This window comes from Microlunatus sp. Gsoil 973 (assembly GCF_009707365.1).
In the GTDB taxonomy this organism is placed as follows: domain Bacteria; phylum Actinomycetota; class Actinomycetes; order Propionibacteriales; family Propionibacteriaceae; genus Microlunatus.
Map to the genome: position 1 here is coordinate 2,780,038 of NZ_CP046122.1, position 19,693 is coordinate 2,799,730.

At 67.5% G+C, this 19,693-nt stretch carries 18 protein-coding genes and 1 tRNA gene; 8 read left to right on the top strand and 11 right to left on the bottom strand.

All coding sequences use genetic code 11. From position 1 onward, the window contains the following. Positions 1 to 29: 29 nt before the first annotated feature. The 7 genes from GJV80_RS13115 to glp form a co-directional block, all read right to left on the bottom strand. Positions 30 to 503: a hypothetical protein gene (locus GJV80_RS13115; protein ID WP_154688274.1), complete on the bottom strand. Its 474-nt coding sequence runs from the start codon at positions 501 to 503 to the stop codon at positions 30 to 32. 212 nt (positions 504 to 715) lie between these two features. After that, positions 716 to 788: transfer RNA gene (locus tag GJV80_RS13120), tRNA-Ala, on the bottom strand. Positions 789 to 886: 98 nt separating this feature from the next. Continuing rightward, complete coding sequence (locus GJV80_RS13125; RefSeq protein WP_154688275.1) at positions 887 to 1,735, bottom strand: hypothetical protein; 849 nt, start codon at positions 1,733 to 1,735, stop codon at positions 887 to 889. A gap of 99 nt (positions 1,736 to 1,834) precedes the next feature. Further along, positions 1,835 to 2,518: a GNAT family N-acetyltransferase gene (locus GJV80_RS13130; RefSeq protein WP_154688276.1), complete on the bottom strand. Its 684-nt coding sequence runs from the start codon at positions 2,516 to 2,518 to the stop codon at positions 1,835 to 1,837. Further along, entirely contained in the window at positions 2,518 to 3,015 is a 498-nt protein-coding gene (locus GJV80_RS13135; protein ID WP_154688277.1) for a molybdenum cofactor biosynthesis protein B, read from the bottom strand. Before GJV80_RS13135 ends, GJV80_RS13130 begins: the two co-directional genes overlap by 1 nt. Next, positions 3,008 to 3,502, bottom strand: a complete 495-nt coding sequence (gene moaC, locus GJV80_RS13140; protein ID WP_154688278.1) for a cyclic pyranopterin monophosphate synthase MoaC — start codon at positions 3,500 to 3,502, stop codon at positions 3,008 to 3,010. Before moaC ends, GJV80_RS13135 begins: the two co-directional genes overlap by 8 nt. Positions 3,503 to 3,553: 51 nt before the next feature. Further along, the gene (glp, locus tag GJV80_RS13145; protein WP_154688279.1) at positions 3,554 to 4,873 is read right to left on the bottom strand and encodes a gephyrin-like molybdotransferase Glp; all 1,320 of its coding nucleotides are present in this window, start codon (positions 4,871 to 4,873) and stop codon (positions 3,554 to 3,556) included. Between the two features lie 249 nt (positions 4,874 to 5,122). On the opposite strand from glp, the gene ligD reads away from it, so the two are divergent. From ligD to GJV80_RS13165, 4 genes are all read left to right on the top strand, one after another. Then, positions 5,123 to 6,085: a non-homologous end-joining DNA ligase gene (gene ligD, locus GJV80_RS13150; protein WP_154688280.1), complete on the top strand. Its 963-nt coding sequence runs from the start codon at positions 5,123 to 5,125 to the stop codon at positions 6,083 to 6,085. A 27-nt stretch (positions 6,086 to 6,112) separates the two neighbouring features. Further along, entirely contained in the window at positions 6,113 to 6,745 is a 633-nt protein-coding gene (locus tag GJV80_RS13155; RefSeq protein ID WP_195908914.1) for a 5-formyltetrahydrofolate cyclo-ligase, read from the top strand. A 35-nt stretch (positions 6,746 to 6,780) separates the two neighbouring features. Further along, the gene (locus tag GJV80_RS13160; protein WP_154688282.1) at positions 6,781 to 8,001 is read left to right on the top strand and encodes an MFS transporter; all 1,221 of its coding nucleotides are present in this window, start codon (positions 6,781 to 6,783) and stop codon (positions 7,999 to 8,001) included. Between the two features lie 99 nt (positions 8,002 to 8,100). Then, complete coding sequence (locus tag GJV80_RS13165; RefSeq protein WP_154688283.1) at positions 8,101 to 8,508, top strand: SRPBCC family protein; 408 nt, start codon at positions 8,101 to 8,103, stop codon at positions 8,506 to 8,508. 139 nt (positions 8,509 to 8,647) lie between these two features. On the opposite strand, the gene GJV80_RS13170 is transcribed toward GJV80_RS13165, so the two are convergent. The 3 genes from GJV80_RS13170 to GJV80_RS13180 form a co-directional block, all read right to left on the bottom strand. After that, entirely contained in the window at positions 8,648 to 9,925 is a 1,278-nt protein-coding gene (locus GJV80_RS13170; protein ID WP_154688284.1) for an RNA polymerase sigma factor, read from the bottom strand. 24 nt (positions 9,926 to 9,949) lie between these two features. Then, positions 9,950 to 10,369 (bottom strand): YciI family protein, encoded by a 420-nt coding sequence (locus tag GJV80_RS13175; RefSeq protein ID WP_154688285.1) that lies wholly within the window; start codon positions 10,367 to 10,369, stop codon positions 9,950 to 9,952. A gap of 356 nt (positions 10,370 to 10,725) precedes the next feature. Beyond that, a complete protein-coding gene (locus GJV80_RS13180; RefSeq protein ID WP_230207658.1) occupies positions 10,726 to 11,433 on the bottom strand; it encodes an NUDIX domain-containing protein in 708 nt (235 codons plus the stop codon). 75 nt (positions 11,434 to 11,508) lie between these two features. On the opposite strand from GJV80_RS13180, the gene nadA reads away from it, so the two are divergent. The 4 genes from nadA to GJV80_RS13200 are packed head-to-tail and all read left to right on the top strand — an operon-like array spanning position 11,509 to position 16,331. Beyond that, complete coding sequence (nadA, locus tag GJV80_RS13185) at positions 11,509 to 12,528, top strand: quinolinate synthase NadA (RefSeq protein WP_154690250.1); 1,020 nt, start codon at positions 11,509 to 11,511, stop codon at positions 12,526 to 12,528. A 2-nt stretch (positions 12,529 to 12,530) separates the two neighbouring features. Further along, complete coding sequence (nadB, locus tag GJV80_RS13190) at positions 12,531 to 14,231, top strand: L-aspartate oxidase (protein ID WP_154688286.1); 1,701 nt, start codon at positions 12,531 to 12,533, stop codon at positions 14,229 to 14,231. Between the two features lies 1 nt (position 14,232). Beyond that, on the top strand, positions 14,233 to 15,120 hold the full coding sequence (nadC, locus tag GJV80_RS13195) for a carboxylating nicotinate-nucleotide diphosphorylase (RefSeq protein WP_154688287.1): 888 nt from the start codon (positions 14,233 to 14,235) through the stop codon (positions 15,118 to 15,120). Positions 15,121 to 15,164: 44 nt separating this feature from the next. Further along, positions 15,165 to 16,331 carry a mandelate racemase/muconate lactonizing enzyme family protein gene (locus tag GJV80_RS13200; RefSeq protein WP_154688288.1) on the top strand — a complete coding sequence of 389 codons (1,167 nt, stop codon included), beginning with the start codon at positions 15,165 to 15,167 and terminating at the stop codon, positions 16,329 to 16,331. Positions 16,332 to 16,346: 15 nt separating this feature from the next. On the opposite strand, the gene ileS is transcribed toward GJV80_RS13200, so the two are convergent. After that, the gene (gene ileS / locus GJV80_RS13205; RefSeq protein ID WP_154688289.1) at positions 16,347 to 19,586 is read right to left on the bottom strand and encodes an isoleucine--tRNA ligase; all 3,240 of its coding nucleotides are present in this window, start codon (positions 19,584 to 19,586) and stop codon (positions 16,347 to 16,349) included. Positions 19,587 to 19,693: the final 107 nt, after the last annotated feature.

Consider the following 19,693-nt stretch of genomic DNA (forward strand, 5'->3'; position numbering starts at 1 on the left):
CCGATCGGACGAACGCTGATGAAGTCACTCTAGAGCGATCTGCCATCTGTACGCGCCTGATCGGAGTCCTGGGCATTTGTTCCACGCCCGAAGGACCACGCCGTCAACCAGACCGCGCCAACAGTCAGGACCAGAGCCCCCGGCACGTGCAGCCACATCACCCCGCTGTCGCCGATAGCGGCCTGGACGAAGCTGAAGAGGAAGACGAGCGCGGCGATGACGCTGGGCCACCGACCGGTATGCCGTTTGCGCCAGTGCACGACAGCCGCGACGGCGGTCAGGCCGGCAAGGACATGGAGCACGATCGCCCCTCCCCCGTGGATGTCGGCCGAGGCGCCGGGCCGCGAGATCAGCACCCCGGCGGTGACGAACTGGAACGCCAGGCAAGCCAGGGTCAAGACACTCGTGACCCGCAGGGCGACCAAGGTTCGGGGCGAAGAGCCGGCGGACCGCTGCCGCGACCCGCTCAGCTGATCAGTTCTTCCGGCGGAGCGAACAGGCATGTGATTCTCCCTTGGGACGAGGTCGGCGCCGACCGATCGACGACGCCGGTGCCATCCTGTGACCGCCAGATCAGAGCTGTCTTAGAGAGTGTCATCAGATCCCAGCGGCGTCCGATGACCACGAGTGGCCGACACGGCCCGCCGGAGCAGGAAGCCCGAGTTCCCGAAAAGATGAGCTGACGTCCATGACGAAGATCCAACTCATCACAAAGTGGAGCTAAGGGGATTCGAACCCCTGACCTTCGCATTGCGAACGCGACGCTCTACCAACTGAGCTATAGCCCCGGAAGCTGCACCTTCCCCACCCGGGTGAAGTGCGCGAGCCAGCCTAACATCGCCGTGGGAAGTGCTGCGAATCGGCTCGGGACGCCCGTACGGACTACTCAGGCCCCACTCGCCCGGCGCATCTCCGGCGCCGATTCCGGCGTTGATACGGGTGAGGATTCGGCGGCGTCCGTCGCGACCGCCGGCTTGGCGACCTCGACCACCTGATCGGGCATTGCCACCGGTTCGGGAATCGGCCGATCAGCGGTGACCGGACTGCCCGTCCGCAGTTGCACCGAAAGTTCCGGGGCAGACAGATCGATGGTGCGGACCGTCCGCGGCGCCAGCGGCTTGGACACGTAGGTCGGCATGGTGATCGGCAGCGGGTCCCACAATCCGCCGCTCTTCTTGGCCGGCTCCGGCTGCGCGACCGTCGCCGCAGCGCCGCTGCGGACCAGGTCGGCGACCGCACGCCGGTTGAGCACCACGGTCGCCTCCTCGCTGCCCGCCCGGATCGCTCGGTATCGCTGGTCGAGTTGCTTGCGCATCGCTGCGACGGTGAACCGCGAGACTCCGAAGAAGGCCACAACGAGACTGCCGGGCACGGCGATCACCCACCAGGGCGTCAGCTGCATCGCCCAGACGACGACGGCGGCAGTAAGCAAGATCATCAACACCAGCAGTACGCGGCGGCGGCGCAGGGCCGCGGCTCGCTCCAGACGGCGCAACTCCCGGATCGCGGCGCGCCGGGTCAGCGGCGTGGAGACCTCGACCTCCGGCATCACAGCGAGATCCTGATCAAGCAACGGGGCCGAACCGGACCGGATGATCCGGACCGAGTCGGAGAAACGATCATGAGGATCGGACTCCGGCTGACTGGTGTCTTCCTTGCGGCGCAGGTAGTTCGGGACCAGATAGGCAAGCCAGGCGAAGGCGATGGCTGCATAGATCAGACCTGTCGTACCCACACGCCAAACGGTAGGTGACGGTACGGTTGCGATCGCTCACGTGACACGGTGTGTCGCAAGGTCGAACCAAGTAGGGACCATCAGGATCTCGGGTCGCGCTCAGGATGCCTCACGCGGCTCCGGTCCGGGGACCGCTTGGTGATCTTGTGCCGCCCTGGCCAGATCCCAGCGTTTGATCATGCCGTCGCCGACCTCGTCGGAGTTCAGCGCGAAGATCAGATGATCGCGCCAGTCGCCGTCGATGTGCAGATACCTGGGCCGCAGACCTTCGGAGCGGAAGCCGAGCTTCTCCACCACCCGGAGGCTGCGGGCGTTCTCCGGACGGATCGCCACCTCGATGCGATGCAGCCGGAGCACGTCGAAGCAGTAGTCCATCGCCATCGCCACCGCGGTGGGCACCAGGCCGCGCCCGGCCCAGCGCTGGTCGACCCAGTAGCCGATCTGGGCCGATGCCGCGGAACCGCCCACGATGCCGCCCACCGTCAACTGGCCGGCCAGCACCGGCCGGTTCGACCTGCTGTGCTGTTCGGGCTGGTAGATGATCAACCAGGGCAGCATCCGGCCCTGTCTGGCCTGCCGGTTCAGGCTCCGGACCAGGGAGCCGTACGTCTGCGGTCCCGGAGACGAGTACTGCGGCAGCGTCGCCTCCCACGGCCGAAGCCAACCGCTGTTGTGCCGGCGCACCTGTTCCCAGTCACCGGCGTCCCGACGACGCATCGGCCGCAACGTGACGTCTGCATGGTGCAGCACGACCGGCCAGCGCTTCTCCGGGACCGTACTCATCAGTGATCACCGCCGCGGATCTGGCTGATCGCGTGGTCCAGCAGGGGCAACAACACCGCCATCCCGTCCCGCGCTCCACCGCTGGATCCGGGGAGGTTGACCACAAGGCTGGAGCCGGCCGTACCAGCGGTGGCTCGGCTCAGAACCGCGGTCGGCACGCCATGATCAACTCCGTAGCGGGCGATCGCGGCGGCCAGTTCCGGCGCCTCGCGGTCCAGCACCCGGCGGGTCATCTCCGGCGTGTGGTCGTTGGGGTTGAGTCCCGTTCCGCCGTTGGTGATGATCACCGCGTAGCCGGCGTCGACCGCCCGCCGCAACGCGTCGGCGACCGGTTCGCCGTCGGGCACAACAACGGGTTGGTCGACCACGAAGCCCGCCGACCGCAGCGCCTCGACGATGATCGGCCCGGACCTGTCGGCGTACACGCCGGCGGATGCCCTGGTGGATACGGTGATCACCGCAGCGGACCGGTCGTCCGGTCGGGCCGGGTCAGTCATCGCCGGTTCCCTCCGCTCCGGTACGCCGCCAGTCGCCCCGCCGGCCACCGCTCTTGGCCTCCACCCGGACGTCGGTGATCACCGCTGCCCTGTCGATGGCCTTGATCATGTCGATCACCGAGAGCGCCGCCACCGACACCGCGGTGAGCGCCTCCATCTCCACACCGGTCCGACCGGTGGTCCGCACGGTCACTGCGATCCGGACTCCCTCGTCGACCACGTCGAGGTCGATGTCCACCCCGGTCAGCGGCAGCGGGTGGCATAGCGGGATCAACTCCGGGGTCCGCTTGGCCCCTTGGATGCCGGCGATCCGGCCGACCGCCAGAGCGTCACCCTTGGGAACGGTGTTGTCCCGCAACGCGGCAACGGCCGCCGCGGACAGCAGGACAACACCGGAGGCGGTCGCCTCCCGCCGCGTGACGTCCTTGTCGGACACATCGACCATCCGGGCAGTGCCCGAGTCGGTCAGATGCGGAAGGTCAGCCATGGCCGACCGGGCTCTTCCAGACCATGATCATCATCCTCGACCAGTTCCCGATCAATCCTCGATCAGCAGCCAGGCGCCTACCTCGTCGCCGGCCGCGATGAAGTCGGTCTGCTCATCGAGCAGCAGCAATGCGTTGGCGCCGGCCAGGCCGCCGAGCAGGTGCGATCCGTGACCGCTGGCCAGATCAGCCACCAGGCTGCCGTCCTCTGCCTCGCTGACCACTCCGCGGGCGAACTGTAGTTTGCCCGGAGCGGAGCTGATCGCCCGCGCGGCCGAGCACTGCACCGTCCGCCGGACCCAGGAATCCAGGCCGGCGAGTTTGCGCAGCACAGGGCGTACGAACGCCTCGAAGGAGACGAAGGCACTGACCGGATTGCCCGGCATCATGATGATCGGCGTGTTGTCCTCGCCGATCAGCCCGAAGCCCTGCGGCTTGCCCGGCTGCATCGCGACCTGGGTGAAATCGGTCGCGCCCAGCTCGGGCAACACCTGCTTGACGATGTCGTAATCGCCCTGGCTCACCCCTCCGGTGGTCAGGATCAGGTCGGCACGGACCAGTTGATCACTGATCACCTGCTTCAGCCGCTCCGGATCGTCGGGCACCAGCCCGACCCGGAACACCTGCGCTCCGGCAGCCTTCGCCGCGGCGGCCAACATGTAGGAGTTGGCGTCGTAAATGTTCTGTTCGCCTGGAAGCACGAAGCCCGGTTCGGTCAGCTCGTCGCCGGTGGAGATCACCACCACCCGGGGCCGGGGACGGACCATCACCTTGTCGATGCCGATCCCGGCCAGCAGCCCGATCGCCCGGGAGGCCAACCGCTCTCCTTCCCGCAACACGACCTCGCCCTCGGTGATGTCCTCGCCGACCCGACGGACGTTGTTCCCCGGCTCGCATGCCTCGTTGATCCGTACGTCCTGTTCGCCGCGATCGGTCGCCTCATAGGGGACGACCGAGTCGGCCCCCTCGGGCAGCATCGCGCCGGTCATGATCTTCATCGCCGTGCCCGGAGACAGACGGTGCGGAGCCGGGGCGCCGGCCGGAACCTCGCCGACCACCGGCAGGCTGATCGGCGTGTTGGTCGAGGCGTGATGCACGTCCTGGGCGCGAACGGCGTACCCGTCCATGGAGGAGTTGTCGAAGCGCGGCAGGTTGATCGGCGACTCGACGTCCTCGCACAACGTCAGCCCGACGGCGTCCAGGATCTGCTGACCGAAGGGCGGCAGCGGGTCGACACAGCTCAGCAGGTAGTCCCGGTGATCTGTCATCGAACGCATCCCGTTCGGGCCGGGCACCGGGGGCTCCGGCAGCCGGAACTCCTCCTGCGCGACGACGGGTTCATCCTTGGTGCGCTTGCGGCCGAACAAAGGCATGGCCCAAACCCTAGTCTGGCCGGGCCGCCAGGCCGTACAGCGCACGCGGACGACGACTGCCGCGGTTATCGTCGCACCGCCCCAGCCGGTCGCTTATACGTTCGCGCACCCGTCGTTCGTTCCCGCAGCAGCAACTCGACGGCGCACCGGTTGCAGGGGGTGCGCGGCCGACCACCCGGTGCGGGATCGAGTAAGTGGTGCGGGCGATTTCCGCACTGGGAGACCGGTTCTTCTCGATACGTTGGGGGCATGGCCAGTTCGACACCGGCGATCGAGCTGGAGATCGGGCCGTACGGCGTCCGGATCTCCAACCCCGACCGGGTCTACTTCCCCGCCCGCGGCGAGACGAAGCTTGACCTCGCCAACTATTACCTCAGCGTCGGCGACGGGATCGTCCGCGCGCTCCGTGAACGACCCTGCATGTTGCACCGGTTCCCGACCGGCGTCTCCGGCGAGAAGGTGCATCAGAAGCGGTTGCCGCACGGTGCCCCTCCGTGGATGGAGACCGTCCGGGTCGAGTTCCCGCGCTACAACCGGCATGCCTATGAGTTGTGCGTGACCCACATCGCCCAGGTGATCTGGTGCGTCCAGATGTCGACGGTGGAGTTCCATCCCTGGAACAGCCGGCGGGCCGACACCGAGAAGCCCGACGAGTGGCGGATCGACCTGGACCCGGGCGAGGAATGTGACTTCGCCACGGTCCGCCGGGTCGCCCACGTCGCCCATGAGGTGCTGGACGAGCTGGGGGCCGTCGGCTGGCCGAAGACCTCGGGGGGCTCCGGAATGCACATCTATGTCCGGATCCCGCCCGACCACGGCTTCTCGGAGGTACGGCGCGCCGCGCTGGCCTTCGCCCGCGAGGTCGAGCGCCGGATCCCCCAGGACGCGACGACGGTCTGGTGGCGCAAGGATCGGGATCCTCGCAAGCTCTTCGTCGACTACAACCAGAACGCCCGCGACCACACCATCGCCGCCGCCTATTCGGTGCGCGGCAACCCCGAAGGTACGGTCTCGGCTCCGTTGCGCTGGGACGAGCTGGACGATGCGTCCCCCAAGGACTTCACGATCGCCACCATGCCTGCCCGGTTCGCGGAGCTCGGCGACCTGCACGAGGGCATCGACGAAGCCGTCTTCCCCATCGACCAGCTGCTGGAATGGGCCGACCGGGACGAGCGGGAGGGCGTCGAGACGCCTCCCGAGCCGGAGGACTGACGCGCACCGATCACTACCATGGGCCCGGTGTTCCGGCCACCGCAATCCCCCGCTGACGTCGCCGCCATCACCGATGCCAAACGCGTGCTGCGGCGGGCGGTGCAACGACGCCGGACGGTACGGCCCGAGGACCGGCGAACCGCCGACGACGCCGCCCGGTTCGAACAGCTCAGAGCGTTCCTCGCCAACGCCGAGCTCGGGACGGTCGCCTGCTACCTGTCGGTACCCCCGGAGCCCGGCACCCTGCAGCTGATCGCCTGGCTGGCCAGCCGCGGCGTCCGGGTGCTGTTGCCGGTCTTCACCGAACCGGCGACCCCGGCGGAGCCGACCGGTGAGCCGGACTGGGCGGCGTACGCGGGCCCGGAGCACCTGCGACAGGGGCCGCGGTCACTGATCGAGCCGACGACCCCCGCCATGGGTGCCGACGCGCTGTCCGAAGCGCAGTTGATCATCCTCCCCGGATTGGCAGGGAACACCGGAGGCGACCGGCTGGGGCGGGGCGGCGGCTGGTACGACCGGGCGCTGCGGCACGCCGACGGCGCCGCGGTGACCGTCCTGCTGCTCAACGACGACGAGGTCGTCGAGGCCATCCCGACACACCGCCATGACCGCACGGTCGACGTGATCATCACTCCGACCCGCGTGCTGGATTGCGGATGAGCTGAGGTAGGTTCCCGGATGCGGAGGGAGCTCACGTGCTGAAGAAGATTTTCTGGCCGGTGCTCGCTCCAGCATTTCTCTACGCCTGCGGCAACGGCGCACTGACACCCGTGATCGTGCTCGCCGCTCTGTCGCTCGGTGCCCACCAGGCCGTCGCCGGTGCCGTTGTCACCGCCGCAGCGGTGGCCGCTGCCGCTTCGGCGATCCCGGCCGGCTACGTGATCAACGCCTTCGGTGAGCGGCGAAGCATGATCGGAGCGACCGCGCTCGCCGCCGCGCTGACCGCCGCCGGCGTGTTCGCCCTGATCACCCATAACGGCGCATCGCTGGCGATCTTCATGATCGCCGTCGTCCTCGTCGGTTCGGTCGAGGTCGTCTGGAGCCTTGCCCGTCAGGCGCTGATCGCCGAGACCGTCGAGCGGGAGTCGATGGCTCTGGCGATGACCAGCCTCGGCGGCGCCGCACGGGCCGGCCAGTTGGTCGGCCCGTTGATCGGCTCGGTGCTGCTGCTCCGGCTGCCGCTGTACTCGGTTTTCATCATGCACATCGTGCTGGCGCTGGCCGCGACGGTGTTCATCGCGTTCGGCCCGGCGGACCCGCCGCGACGTCACCGCGCGGCTTCGGGCGGAGAAGGCCGCAGACTCCAGGTGCGCTGGGATGCGGTGTTCCTGGCCGGCTTCGCGATCATGACCCTGTCGATGGCCCGACAGGGCAAGAACGTGATCATCCCGTTGTGGGGTGATCATCTGCACCTGACTGCGAGTTCGATCTCGTTGATGGTCGCCCTCGGCTCCGCGGTCGAGTTGATGTTGATCTATCCCGGCGGTCGGCTGAAGGACAGCCTCGGCCGGGTGAGCACCTTCGTCGCGTGCGTGACGTTGCTCGGCATCGGGTTCGCGATCCTGCCGATCGGCGGCACGATCGCCTTCTTCATCGTCGGTGTCGCGGTGGCCAGTGTCGGCAACGGGCTCGGTGCCGGGATCAACATGACCTTCGGCGCCGATCTGAGCCCTTCGGTCGGCCGGGCGAAGTTCCTGGGCTACTGGAACGCGATCGGCCAGGTCGGTTCGCTGATCGGCCCGGGCCTGATCAGTGTGTTGATCGCGGCGGCGAGCCTGCCGCTCGCGGTGCTGGTGTTGGCCTGTGCCCCGTTACTCGGCGGAATCTGGATGGCGTCCTTCCGACGACGCATCGGATTGCCCGGGCGGCAACGAGTCCGGATGCCACCGCGACCTGCCACGGACGACTCCGCCTAGCCGTCCTGATCGGTCTCCGGGCCGCAACGAGCGTGGAGCCGACCGGAAGGTCCGAAACGTTCTATCGCACCACCGGCCGGTCAGCCGACGATGGGGCCCATGGAGACAGAATCCCGACATGTCAGCGTGTTCATCGAGCGGTCGGCCGACGACGTCTATCGCTATGCCTCCGACCCAGCGCATCTGCCGGACTGGGCGGCGGGTCTGGCAACCGGAGTGTCGACCGAGGAGGGGCGGCTGTTCGCCGACTCGCCGATGGGCAGGATCGAAATAGCGTTCGCCCCGCCCAATCGGTTCGGGGTGCTCGACCACGAGCTGACCACGCCCGACGGGACGAGGACCTACAACCCGATGCGGGTGCTGCCCGCCGGGGACGGTTGCGAAGTCGTCTTCAGCATCCGCCGGCGCGGCAGGGCCGACCCCGACTTCCAACAGGACGCACAGACCGTCCTGGCCGATCTGCAGCGGCTGGCTCGAAACCTGGATCGCGGTGGTTCGCGGCGCTGATCGCCGCTGACGATCCGGCCGTGGCCAAACCGTCGAGTCGACCGCCAGTTCGACGTCGACATCGGCTTCGCCGGCACGACGGACGGCAAGTGACCCGGACCGGTCGGGTGACCCGGAACGGTCAGGTGACCCGGAACGGTCAGGGCAGATCGGCGAGCTTGCGTTCCAGCACGCCCCTTTCCCGGAGGTTGTGGGTCAGCCGGATCGCCAGCTCGAGCTCCTGGCGAGCCTCGGCCGTGCGACCGAGCTTGATCAACAACTCGCCGCGGACGCTCGGCAGCAGCTGCGAGCCGCGGAGCACATCCCTGGCCACAAGATCATCGACGATCGGCAGTGCCGCCGCCGGACCGTGTGCCATGGACACCGCCACGGCACGGTTCAGCTCGACGATCGGTGACGGTGCGATGCGGCCGAGTGCCTCGTAGAGCACCACAATCCGATCCCAGTCGGTGTCGTCGACCGACACAGCCACCGCGTGACAGGCGGCGATCGCGGCTTGAAGTCCGTACGGCCCCAGACCCTTGCGGAAGGAGCTTTCCTTGGCCAGGGCCGCGGTTCCGCGGCGGATCGCCGACCGGTCCCAGCGTCGCCGGTCCTGGTCGGCGAGCAGCACCGGCTCACCGTCCGGGCCCGTCCGCGCCGGAAACCGGGCGGCGGTCAGCTCGCACAGCGCCAACAGCCCGTACGCCTCGGGTTCCTCCGGCACCAGTTGGGCGAGCGTTCTGGCCAACCTGATCGCCTCCGCGGCCAGATCGACGCGGATCCATTCCTCACCCACCGATGCGCTGGATCCCTCGGTGAAGATCAGATAGATCACGTTGAGCACCGAGCCGATCCGACCGGCGCGGTCCTCGGCCGCCGGGACGCCGAACGGCACCCCGGCCGCGCCGAGAGTCTTCTTGGCCCGGGTGATTCTGGCCTGGATGGTCGGCACCGGAACCAGGAAAGCGCGAGCGATCTGTTCGGTGCCAAGACCCGCGACGGTTCGCAATGTCAGCGCCACCTGGGACTCCTTGGAGAGCACCGGGTGGCAGGCGATGAACAGCAGCGCCAGCCGATCATCGTCGATCCGGTCCGGATCGAACAGTTCCTCCGGCGCCGCTTCGGTCCTCTGCCCGGAGCGCGCGGCGTCGCTGGCGATGACTGCGTACTTCTCATCGCGAACGCTGCGCCGGCGAAAGGTGTCGATAGCGCGTCGTCGGCCGACCGACAGCAGCCAACCGGCCGGGGAATCGGGAATGCCGTCCCGTGGCCAGCTCACCAGGGCCTCGGCCAGCGCCTCCTGGGCGACGTCCTCGGCGAGCGCGAAGTCACCGGTGTAGCGGGTCAACGCACCGATGATCCGCGACGACTCGACGCGCCAGACCGCCTCGACAGCCTGGCGCCCCGGGTCGGCGGCGGTGACTCGCTCAGTCATGTCCGGACGGGCAGGAGGAGCCGGTCAGAGTTGGCCGTTCGCTTCACGCCACGCCCGCTCCTTCTGGATCCACTCGTTGTCCTGGGGGAACTCGTCGATCGAGGCCACCCGTCGAATCTCGGCCTTACTCCCAGGGCCTGTCAACGGTGCCCGCCTGGCCCACTCGACCGCCTCCTCCTGGGACGCGACATTGAGGATCCAGAATCCGGCGAACAGCTCCTTGGTCTCGCCGTACGGGCCGTCGGTCACCACCGGCGGTTGTGAGCTGTGATCAACGACCACTCCGGGTTCGTTATCGAGACCTTCCGCGGCCACCAGGACCCCCGCCTTGATCAACTGGTCGTTGTACCGACCCATCTGGTCCATGATCTCGGCGAAGTCGGCGTTCTCGAAGGCCGCCAGCGTCTCGTCGGTCGAACGCATGATCACCATGTACTTCGGCATGTCGCCATCCTCAGTCGTCGGGGATTCCGCCTCTCGGAACCCTTTCACGCAGAGGTCGAAGGGCGGAAGGCCCGGATCGACATCGGTGCTGGAACTTTCTGGGCTCCACTCCGTGGCTCTCTCCCCCAGGACCGACGAGGCGACCATGGACCCGGTCGCGTACCGCCCCGCCGAACCATTCGAGGAGCCGTTAGAGCGGTATCGGCGCCGGGCGCACCGCCCGATGACCCACCCCGAACCTCAAAGTTTGACCGTACGGCTGCGACACGCCGATCGCCCGCGCCGCTGGGTCAAACTTTGATCTTCGAACGAACCGGCGAATGAGTACCGGCACGATCAGCGGATCGACCGGGATCTCAGCTGGTCCGAGCACCCGGCCGGAAGGCAGCGAACGGGTCGGTGATCTGCAGGCTCTGACGGGTGAACCGGTAGAGCGCTGCCGGACGCCCGCCGCCCTCGCCCGCAGGTGCGGTCCGACCGGTCGGTTCCAGTTGGCCCCGGCGCTTCAGCACGCGCTGCAGGTTGGTCACCGACACGTCGTAGCCGAGCACGGCCCGGTAGATGTCCCGGAGTTCGGCGAGGGTGAACTCCGTCGGCGCCAACCCGAATCCTATGTTGCTGTAGGACAGCTTGTGTTCCAGTCGTTGCATCGCCGATTCCACCAGCGACGCGTGGTCGAAGGCCATGGTCGGCAACTTGCCCGCCCGAATCCACGCGGCGTTCTCCGGCAACTGAGGATCGGCAGTGCTCGGCACCAGCCCGAGGTAGGCCGTGGCGATGGTGCGCTGGAACGGATCCCGGTCCGGCTCGCTGCGGGTCTCCAACTGTTCCAGATGAGCGATCTCGGACAGGGCAACCTTGGTCGCCAGATTCCGGGCAACGCAGGCGCCGATGGTCTCCCCCTCGAGCACCGGTCCGCTGGGCAGCGCCCAGGCTCCTTGGTACGGATCTCGGGGCCGCTTCCAGGCCAACACAGTCAGTTCCGGGCCCTGGAAACGCGTGATCTTGAACACAACGGCCAGCGCTTCGTGTCGAAACGTGGGCACCTCGCTCGATCTGGCCACGGCTGCATGCTAGCGTCGACAGTAGTTTTCGACTGATAGGCGAAAACCTGACTTCAGGAGCTACCTGTGACCATCATCGAATCGGTCGGTGTCTACGACCGAGAGACCGCTGGACTTCCGGCCGACTTCGCCGACTGGACCGAGTGGCGGGAGGAGGTCCGCAGACTGGCGCGCCAGAAGGACGCCGTCATCCTGGCGCACAACTACCAGCTGCCGCAGATCCAGGACGCGGCGGATCACGTGGGTGACTCGCTCGCCCTGTCCCGGATCGCCGCCTCGACACCGGAGTCCATGATCGTCTTCGCCGGTGTGCATTTCATGGCAGAGACCGCGAAGATCCTCGCACCCGAGAAGAAGGTGATCATTCCCGACGCACGCGCCGGATGCTCACTGGCCGACACCATCAACGCCGATCAGCTTCGTGCCTGGAAGGCCGAACACCCCGGCGCCGTCGTGGTGGCGTACGTGAACACGACTGCGGAGGTGAAGGCCGAGACCGACATCTGTTGCACCTCGTCCAACGCCGTCGAGGTCGTCGAATCGATCCCGGCCGACCAGGAGGTGCTCTTCCTGCCCGACATGTTCCTGGCCGCCCACGTCCGGCGGACGACCGGCCGGACCAACATGTACAACTGGATGGGCGAGTGCCACGTGCACGCCGGCATCTCACCGAAGGATCTCGAGGCGGCGGTACGCGCTGATCAGGATGCCGAACTCTACGTGCATCCCGAGTGTGGCTGTTCGACGTCTGCCCTGTGGCTGACCTCGGCCGGCGATCTTCCTGCCGAGCGCACCCACATCCTGTCCACCGGGTCGATGCTGGATGAGGCCCGCAAGAGCACCGCACGCAAGGTCCTGGTGGCAACCGAGATCGGGATGCTGCATCAACTCCGCAAGGCCAATGACCACACCGACTTCCAGCCGGTGAACCCACAGGCGTCCTGCAAGTTCATGAAGATGATCACTCCGCAGAAGCTGATCAATGCCCTGCAGACCGAGACCGACGTCGTCGACGTCGCCCCGGAGGTCGCCGCCCGGGCACGTCGGGCCGTCGAGCGGATGGTGGCGATCGGCCGGCCGGGCGGGGGTGAGTGATCATGACTTCGGCTCGCGAACCATTGGCCGACCTGCCCCGACCGGCCGGCAGGATCCCCACCACGACGCCGGTCTGGAGCGACGAGACCGATGTGATCCTGGTCGGGACCGGTGCCGCCGGGCTTGCCGCAGCCGTACGCCTGCTGGACGCCGGGCGCCGGGTCACCGTGATCACCAAGACCGAGCCCGGTGACGGGTCGACGGCCTGGGCGCAGGGCGGCCTCGCCGCGGTGATCGGCACCGGCGACACTGTCGACAGCCACATCGAGGACACTCTGGTCGCCGGCGTGGGTCTGTGCGAACGCGGCGCGGTGACCGAACTGGTGAACGCCGCTCCGCCGATGATCCGCCGGTTGATCGATCTCGGCGCGCATTTCGATCTCGACCGGGACGGCCGGATCGCGCTGGGACTCGAGGGCGGTCATCACGCCCGCCGGATCGTGCACGCCGGCGGCGATGCCAGTGGTGCGGAGGTGGCCCGAACCCTGGCCGCGGCGCTGGCGACGCGGGCAGAGTCCGCGCCGTCCGGCGACTTTCGGCTCCGGGCCGGCAGCACAGTTGTCGACCTGCGCTCCGACGGCCGCCGTGTCACCGGCGTACGGCTGATCGACCGGGACGGTGCCGTCGGCGAGATCGTCGCATCGGCGGTGGTGCTGGCCACCGGCGGCATCGGTCAGGCCTGGGATGCCACGACCAATCCGGCGACGGCGACCGGTGACGGCCTGGCGCTGGCCATCCGTGCCGGTGCGCTGCTGCGCGATGTCGAGTTCACCCAGTTCCACCCCACGGTGCTGGCAGTCCCGGAGGCGTTCCGACGGCCCGGTGATCGCGGTGTGCTGATCTCCGAGGCGGTCCGCGGCGAGGGCGCTGTACTGGTCGATCGCAATGGCGAGCTGATCATGAAGGGCCGGCATCCACTGGCCGACCTGGCGCCCCGTGACGTGGTGTCAGCCGCGATCCACGAGCGGCTGATGGCGAGCGGCGATGATCATCTGTTCCTGGACGGGACGGGACTGGGTCAACGCGTCTGGCGCGAGCACTTCCCGTCCATCCTGATGCTCTGTCGGGCTCGTGGGGTCGACCCGATCGCCGAGCCGATCCCGATCCGGCCCGCCGAGCACTACTCCTGCGGTGGAGTGCTGGCCACGCTGGACGGCCGCACCTCGATGCCCGGCCTGTACGCCGTTGGCGAGACTGCTTCGACCGGTGTCCAGGGTGCCAATCGGCTCGCCTCCAACAGCCTCACCGAGGCGCTGATCGCCGGGGACCGGGTCGGCAGTCGCTTGGCCGCCCGGCTCCCGACTGCTCAGCGCCGGGCCGGCGGACTCACCGGCCCCGGGGCGCCGGAGGTCGTCCCGGACGACCGCGGGTACGCCATCGCCGCCGAACATCGCGGCAGCATCGCAACCGCCGTCGGCGCCGGCGCAGGGATCCTGCGCGACGAGGCCGGTCTCGGCGTCCTGCTCAAGTCCCTCGACGGGATGCCAGTCCTCGATCATGCCCGGTCGGCGGCCGATGTCGAGGCGACCAACCTGCACACCATCGGCTCTGTGGTCGCTGCCGCAGCTCTGCACCGCACCGAGAGCCGCGGATGTCACCGGCGCTCGGACCATCCCCAGCCGCAGCGGCGCTGGGAACGACACACGCTGCTCCGTCTCGGCCCCGACGGTCTGGAGATCAGCACCCAACGGAAAGGATCCTGAGATGAGTTTCGATCTTGATGCCGCTCTCGGCGCAGCCGGGTTGAAGCGCGACCTGGTGATCGACATCGCACGGCGGACCCTTGCCGAGGATCTGCAGTGGGGACCGGACATCACCACCCAGGCCACCATCGCCGCCGGGCAGCAGGGTGTCGCCGATGTGATCGCCCGCAGTGAGGGGACGATTGCCGGTATCCCGGTTGCGGCGGCCGTCGTCGAGGTCCTGGCCGAGGATCACAACGTTCCCGTCGAGGTCACCACCGCTGTCGCCGATGGGGACCGGGTGGTACCCGGCGACCTGGTGATGACCGTCGCCGGGCCGTTGCGCACCCTGCTGACCGCAGAGCGCACCTTGCTCAATCTGCTTTCCCAGCTGTCCGGCGTCGCGACCCGGACGGCGGCCTGGGTCAGCGCCGTCGGCGATCACGACTGCAAGGTCCGGGACACCCGGAAAACCGTTCCGGGGTTGCGGATCCTGCAGAAGTACGCGGTCCGCTGCGGCGGCGGCGTCAACCACCGGATGGGCCTGGGTGATGCGGCGTTGATCAAGGACAATCATGTCGCGGCGGCCGGTTCGGTGCGGGCTGCCTACCAGGCGGTCCGGGCGATGAACCCGTCGATCAGCTGCGAGATCGAATGCGACACGCTCGACCAGGTGCGTGAGGCCGTCGAGGCCGGGCCCGACCTGATCCTGTTGGACAACATGGACACCGGACAGCTGCGGCAGGCCGTTGCGCTGGCCGGTGGTCGGGTGAGACTGGAAGCCAGCGGTGGTCTGACGCTGACCGACGCCGCGGCAGTCGCGGCGACGGGTGTGGACTACGTCGCGATCGGAGAGCTGACCCACTCAGCTCCGGTCCTCGACCTCGGTTTCGATCTGCGCCGGCGTTGATGGCCGGTCGCGTCCGCCGCACTCGTCACTGGTAGAAAACGATCATGAGGATCGTCGACATCCGGGAACGCACCTTTCCGATCAGCTCCCCCATCCGGAACGCCTACATCGACTTCTCCCGGATGACCTTGAGCCTGGTCGCGGTGATCACCGACGTGATCCGGGACGGCCGACCGGTCGTCGGCTTCGGCTTCAACTCCAACGGTCGTTACGGTCAGGGCTCGATGATGCGGGAACGCTTCATCCCCCGTGTCCTGGAAGCCGAGCCTGCCGAACTCATCGATGATCACCACGACAACATCGACCCTGACAAGGTCTGGGCCGCGATGATGGGCAACGAGAAGCCCGGTGGTCACGGCGAACGGTCAGTGGCGGTGGGGACCATCGACATGGCGGTGTGGGACGCGGTCGCCAAGATCGAGGACCGGCCGCTGTTCGAGCTGCTCGCCGACCGCTACGGCTCCGGCACCTGTGATCGCAGGGTCTTCGTGTACGCGGCCGGCGGCTACTACTACCCGGGTCAGGACATCACCGCATTGACCGACGAGATGCGCGGTCACCTGGACCACGGCTTCACCGTGGTCAAGCAGAAGATCGGCGGTGACAGCCTCGACCGGGACCGTGAGCGGATCGAGGCCACGCTGGCGATTCTCGGGCCGGGGCAGCACCTTGCGGTCGACGCCAACGGCCGATTCGATCGTGCCACCGCGCTGGCCTATGCCGACCTGCTCGCTCAGTACGACCTGTTCTGGTACGAGGAACCGGTGGACCCGCTGGACTACGAGTTGCACGCCGTCGTGGCCGAGGCGTACGACGGGCCGCTGGCGACCGGTGAGAACCTGTTCTCCGTCCAGGACGCCCGCAACCTCATCCGGTACGGCGGCCTGCGTCCGGACCGCGACTGGTTGCAGTTCGATTGTGCGCTCAGCTACGGTCTCGTGGAATATCTCCGCATCCTGGCCATGCTCGCCGATCACGGCTGGTCGGCAGGCCGGTGCGTTCCGCACGGTGGCCACCAGATGTCGCTCAACATCGCAGCAGGCCTCGGCCTCGGTGGCAACGAGTCCTATCCCGATCTCTTCCGGCCCTTCGGCGGATTCCCCGACGGGGTCGAGGTCTCCGACGGCTTCGTGATCATGCCCGAGCTGCCCGGCATCGGCTTCGAGGGCAAGAGCGACCTCTATCGGCTGATGGCCGATCTCGCCGGTTGAGTCAGGCCGGATCAGTCAGTCGAGCCTGGCCACGGTGATGCTGACCCGACGCCCCTCGCCGAGATCCGCACAGTCGTCACCGGCGCCCCCGACAGCCAAGGTCAACCGTTCGGTGAGCGTCTCCGACTCGATCAGATGACGATGTTGCTCGACGGCGGCCCTGATCTCGTCGTCTCCCTGCAGGGAGAGGGCAATGCGGTCGCTGATGTCGAGCCCGGCGTCCCGGCGTGCCTGCTGGACGGCCCGGACGATATCCCGGGCCACCCCCTCGGCCTGCAGTTCCGGCGTCACGCCGGTGTCGAGGATGACGAAGCCGGAACCGGGCAGCATGGCGACCGCCTGCTGATCATCACCGCCGTTGGCGACCACCGTTCGCACGGTGAATTCGCCGTCCTGCAAGGCGATCCCACCGGCGACCACCGTTCCGTCGTCGGCGACCGCCCAGTCTCCGGACTTGCTGGCCCTGATCGCGGTCTGCACGTCGCGGCCGAGGCGTGGTCCGGCGGCCCGGGCGTTGACCTGCAGTTCCCGGCGTACACCAAGATCATCCCCCGCCACGGCCAGATCCACCAGTTCGACGGACTTCACGTTCAGCTCGTCGCCGATCAGGCCGACGAACGGCTGCAGGGTCTTCGCGTCGTCGGCGGCGACCCGCAGACCGGCGAGCGGCAGCCGGACCCGCAGCCGCCTCGCCTTGCGCAGCGCGGACGTCGCCGAACACACCTCGCGCACCCGGTCCATCTGCACGACAAGATCATCATCGGCGGGTAGTTGATCAACATCCGGCCAGTCGGTCAGGTGGACCGACCGGCCCCCGGTGAGACCCTTCCAGATCTCCTCACTGACCAACGGCAGCAACGGCGCGGCCGTCCGAGTGAGCACCTCGAGCACGGTGTAGAGCGTGTCGAACGCCTGCCGTGACTCCGCGCTCTCACCGTCCCAGAACCGGTCGCGGGAACGTCTGATGTACCAGTTGGACAACACCTCACCGAACCACCGCACCTCGTCGCAGGCTGCTGCGATGTCCAGCGCCTCCAACGAGTCGCCGACCCTTCGCACGGTCTGCCGGAGCTTGGCAAGGATGTAGCGGTCCAGGACGTCGGTCGACGCTGTCGACCACTGCGCGTCGTAGCCACCTCCACCGTTGGCCGAATTGGCGTACAGGCTGAAGAAGTACCAGGCGTTCCACAGCGGGATGATCACCTGCCGTACGCCTTCGCGGATGCCCTGCTCGGTGACGATCAGGTTGCCGCCGCGCAGGATCGGCGAGCTCATCAGGAACCAGCGCATGGCATCCGCACCGTCCCGGTCGAAGACCTCCCGGACGTCGGGATAGTTGCGCAGCGACTTGCTCATCTTCTGCCCGTCGCTGCCCAGCACGATCCCGTGGCTGATGCAGTTCTTGAAGGCCGGCCGGTCGAAGAGTGCGGTGGCCAGGATGTGCATGGTGTAGAACCAGCCGCGGGTCTGGCCGATGTACTCGACGATGAAGTCACCCGGATAGTGGTGCTCGAACCAGTCGGTGTTCTCGAACGGGTAATGCACCTGGGCGTAGGGCATGGAGCCCGAGTCGAACCACACGTCGAGGATCTCCGGCACCCGACGCATCGTCGACCTTCCGGTCGGATCGTCGGGATTCGGCCGGGTGAGTGTGTCGATGAAGGGCCGGTGCAGGTCGGTGACCTCCACCCCGAAATCCTTCTCCAGTTCGGAGAGCGAGCCGTACACGTCGACCCGCGGGTATGCCGGGTCGTCGGATTTCCAGACCGGGATCGGGCTGCCGAAGAACCGGTTCCGGCTGATCGACCAGTCTCGGGCGTTGGCAAGCCACTTGCCGAACTGCCCGTCCTTGACGTGTTCGGGTACCCAGTTGATCTCCTGGTTCAGCTCGCCCATCCGATCGCGGAACTTGCTCACCTCGACGAACCAGGAGGACACGCCCATGTAGATCAGCGGCTGCCGGCAGCGCCAGCAATGCGGATAGCTGTGGTCGTACATCTCCTGGCGCAGCAGTACCGTGCCCTCGGTCGTCGAACCCGGATCTCCGTCGCGGCGGGTGCGGTTCTTCAGGTGATCGATGATCAAGGTGTTGGCGTCGAAGACGTGTACCCCGACGTAGTCGCTGATCGGTGCCGTGAAGGTGCCGTCGGCGGCGACTGGGACGACCGGCTCGATGTCGTTGCGGTCGGTGACGATCTTGTCCTCCTCACCGAACGCGCCGGCGGAGTGGACCAACCCGGTGCCCTCGGTGGTGGTGACGAATTCCTCAGCCGGAACGATCCGGTGCGCGTTCTTCCAGCCCAGGTAGTAGCTCATCGGCGGCGTGTAGGACCGGCCGAGCAGATCGGCGCCCTTGAGCCGCTGCACGACATGATCTTCGACGTCCTCACCGAGTTCCCGCCGGTACGCATCCAACCGCGCCTCGGCCAGGATGTAGCGCTCGGTGGTGCCGGTGAAGTCGGACTCGACGACCACGTAGTCGACGTCGGGATGGACCATGATCGCCAGGTTGGACGGCAGCGTCCAGGGCGTGGTGGTCCAGATCAGCGCAAGCTCTCCGGTCTCCAGCCGGAAGCCGACCGTGACAGCCGGGTCGCGGCGGATCTGGTAGACGTCCTCGTCCATCCGCAGCTCGTGGTTGCTCAGCGGCGTCTGATCATTCCAGCAGTACGGCAGGACCTTGAAACCCTCGTAGACCAAACCCTTGTCCCACAGGGATTTGAAGGCCCAGAGCACCGACTCCATGTAGGAGAGGTCGAGAGTCCGGTATTCGTTGTCGAAGTCGACCCAGCGGGCCTGCCGGGTGACGTAGTCGCGCCAGTCGGCGGTGTAACGCAGCACCGAGGCGCGGGTCGCCTCGTTGAACTTGCCGATCCCCATCTCGAGGATCTCGTCGGTGGTCTTGATGCCCAACTGGCTCATCGCTTCCAGCTCTGCGGGAAGTCCATGGGTGTCCCAGCCGAAGCGGCGTTCGACGTGCTTGCCGCGCATCGTCTGGAACCGCGGCACGATGTCCTTGACATAGCCGGTGAGCAGGTGACCGTAGTGCGGCAGCCCGTTGGCGAAGGGCGGGCCGTCGTAGAAGACGTACTCGTTGGAGCCGTTGTCACCCGCAGGATTGCGAGCCACCGACGCCTTGAAGGTGTCGTCGACCTTCCAGAAGGCGAGCACCCGCTCCTCGATCTCGGCGAACCGAGGGCTCGACGGAACCCTGCCGTCCGGATCCGGTCCGGTGGTCGCTTTCGGGTAATTCATGCGGGTGCCTCTTTCCGTGCGGACGTCTGACTGACCGACCTGCACGAGGACGACGCGTTGAAACGCCGCGGTACCACCCCGCTTGCCGCCTCGATCGTCGTCGATCG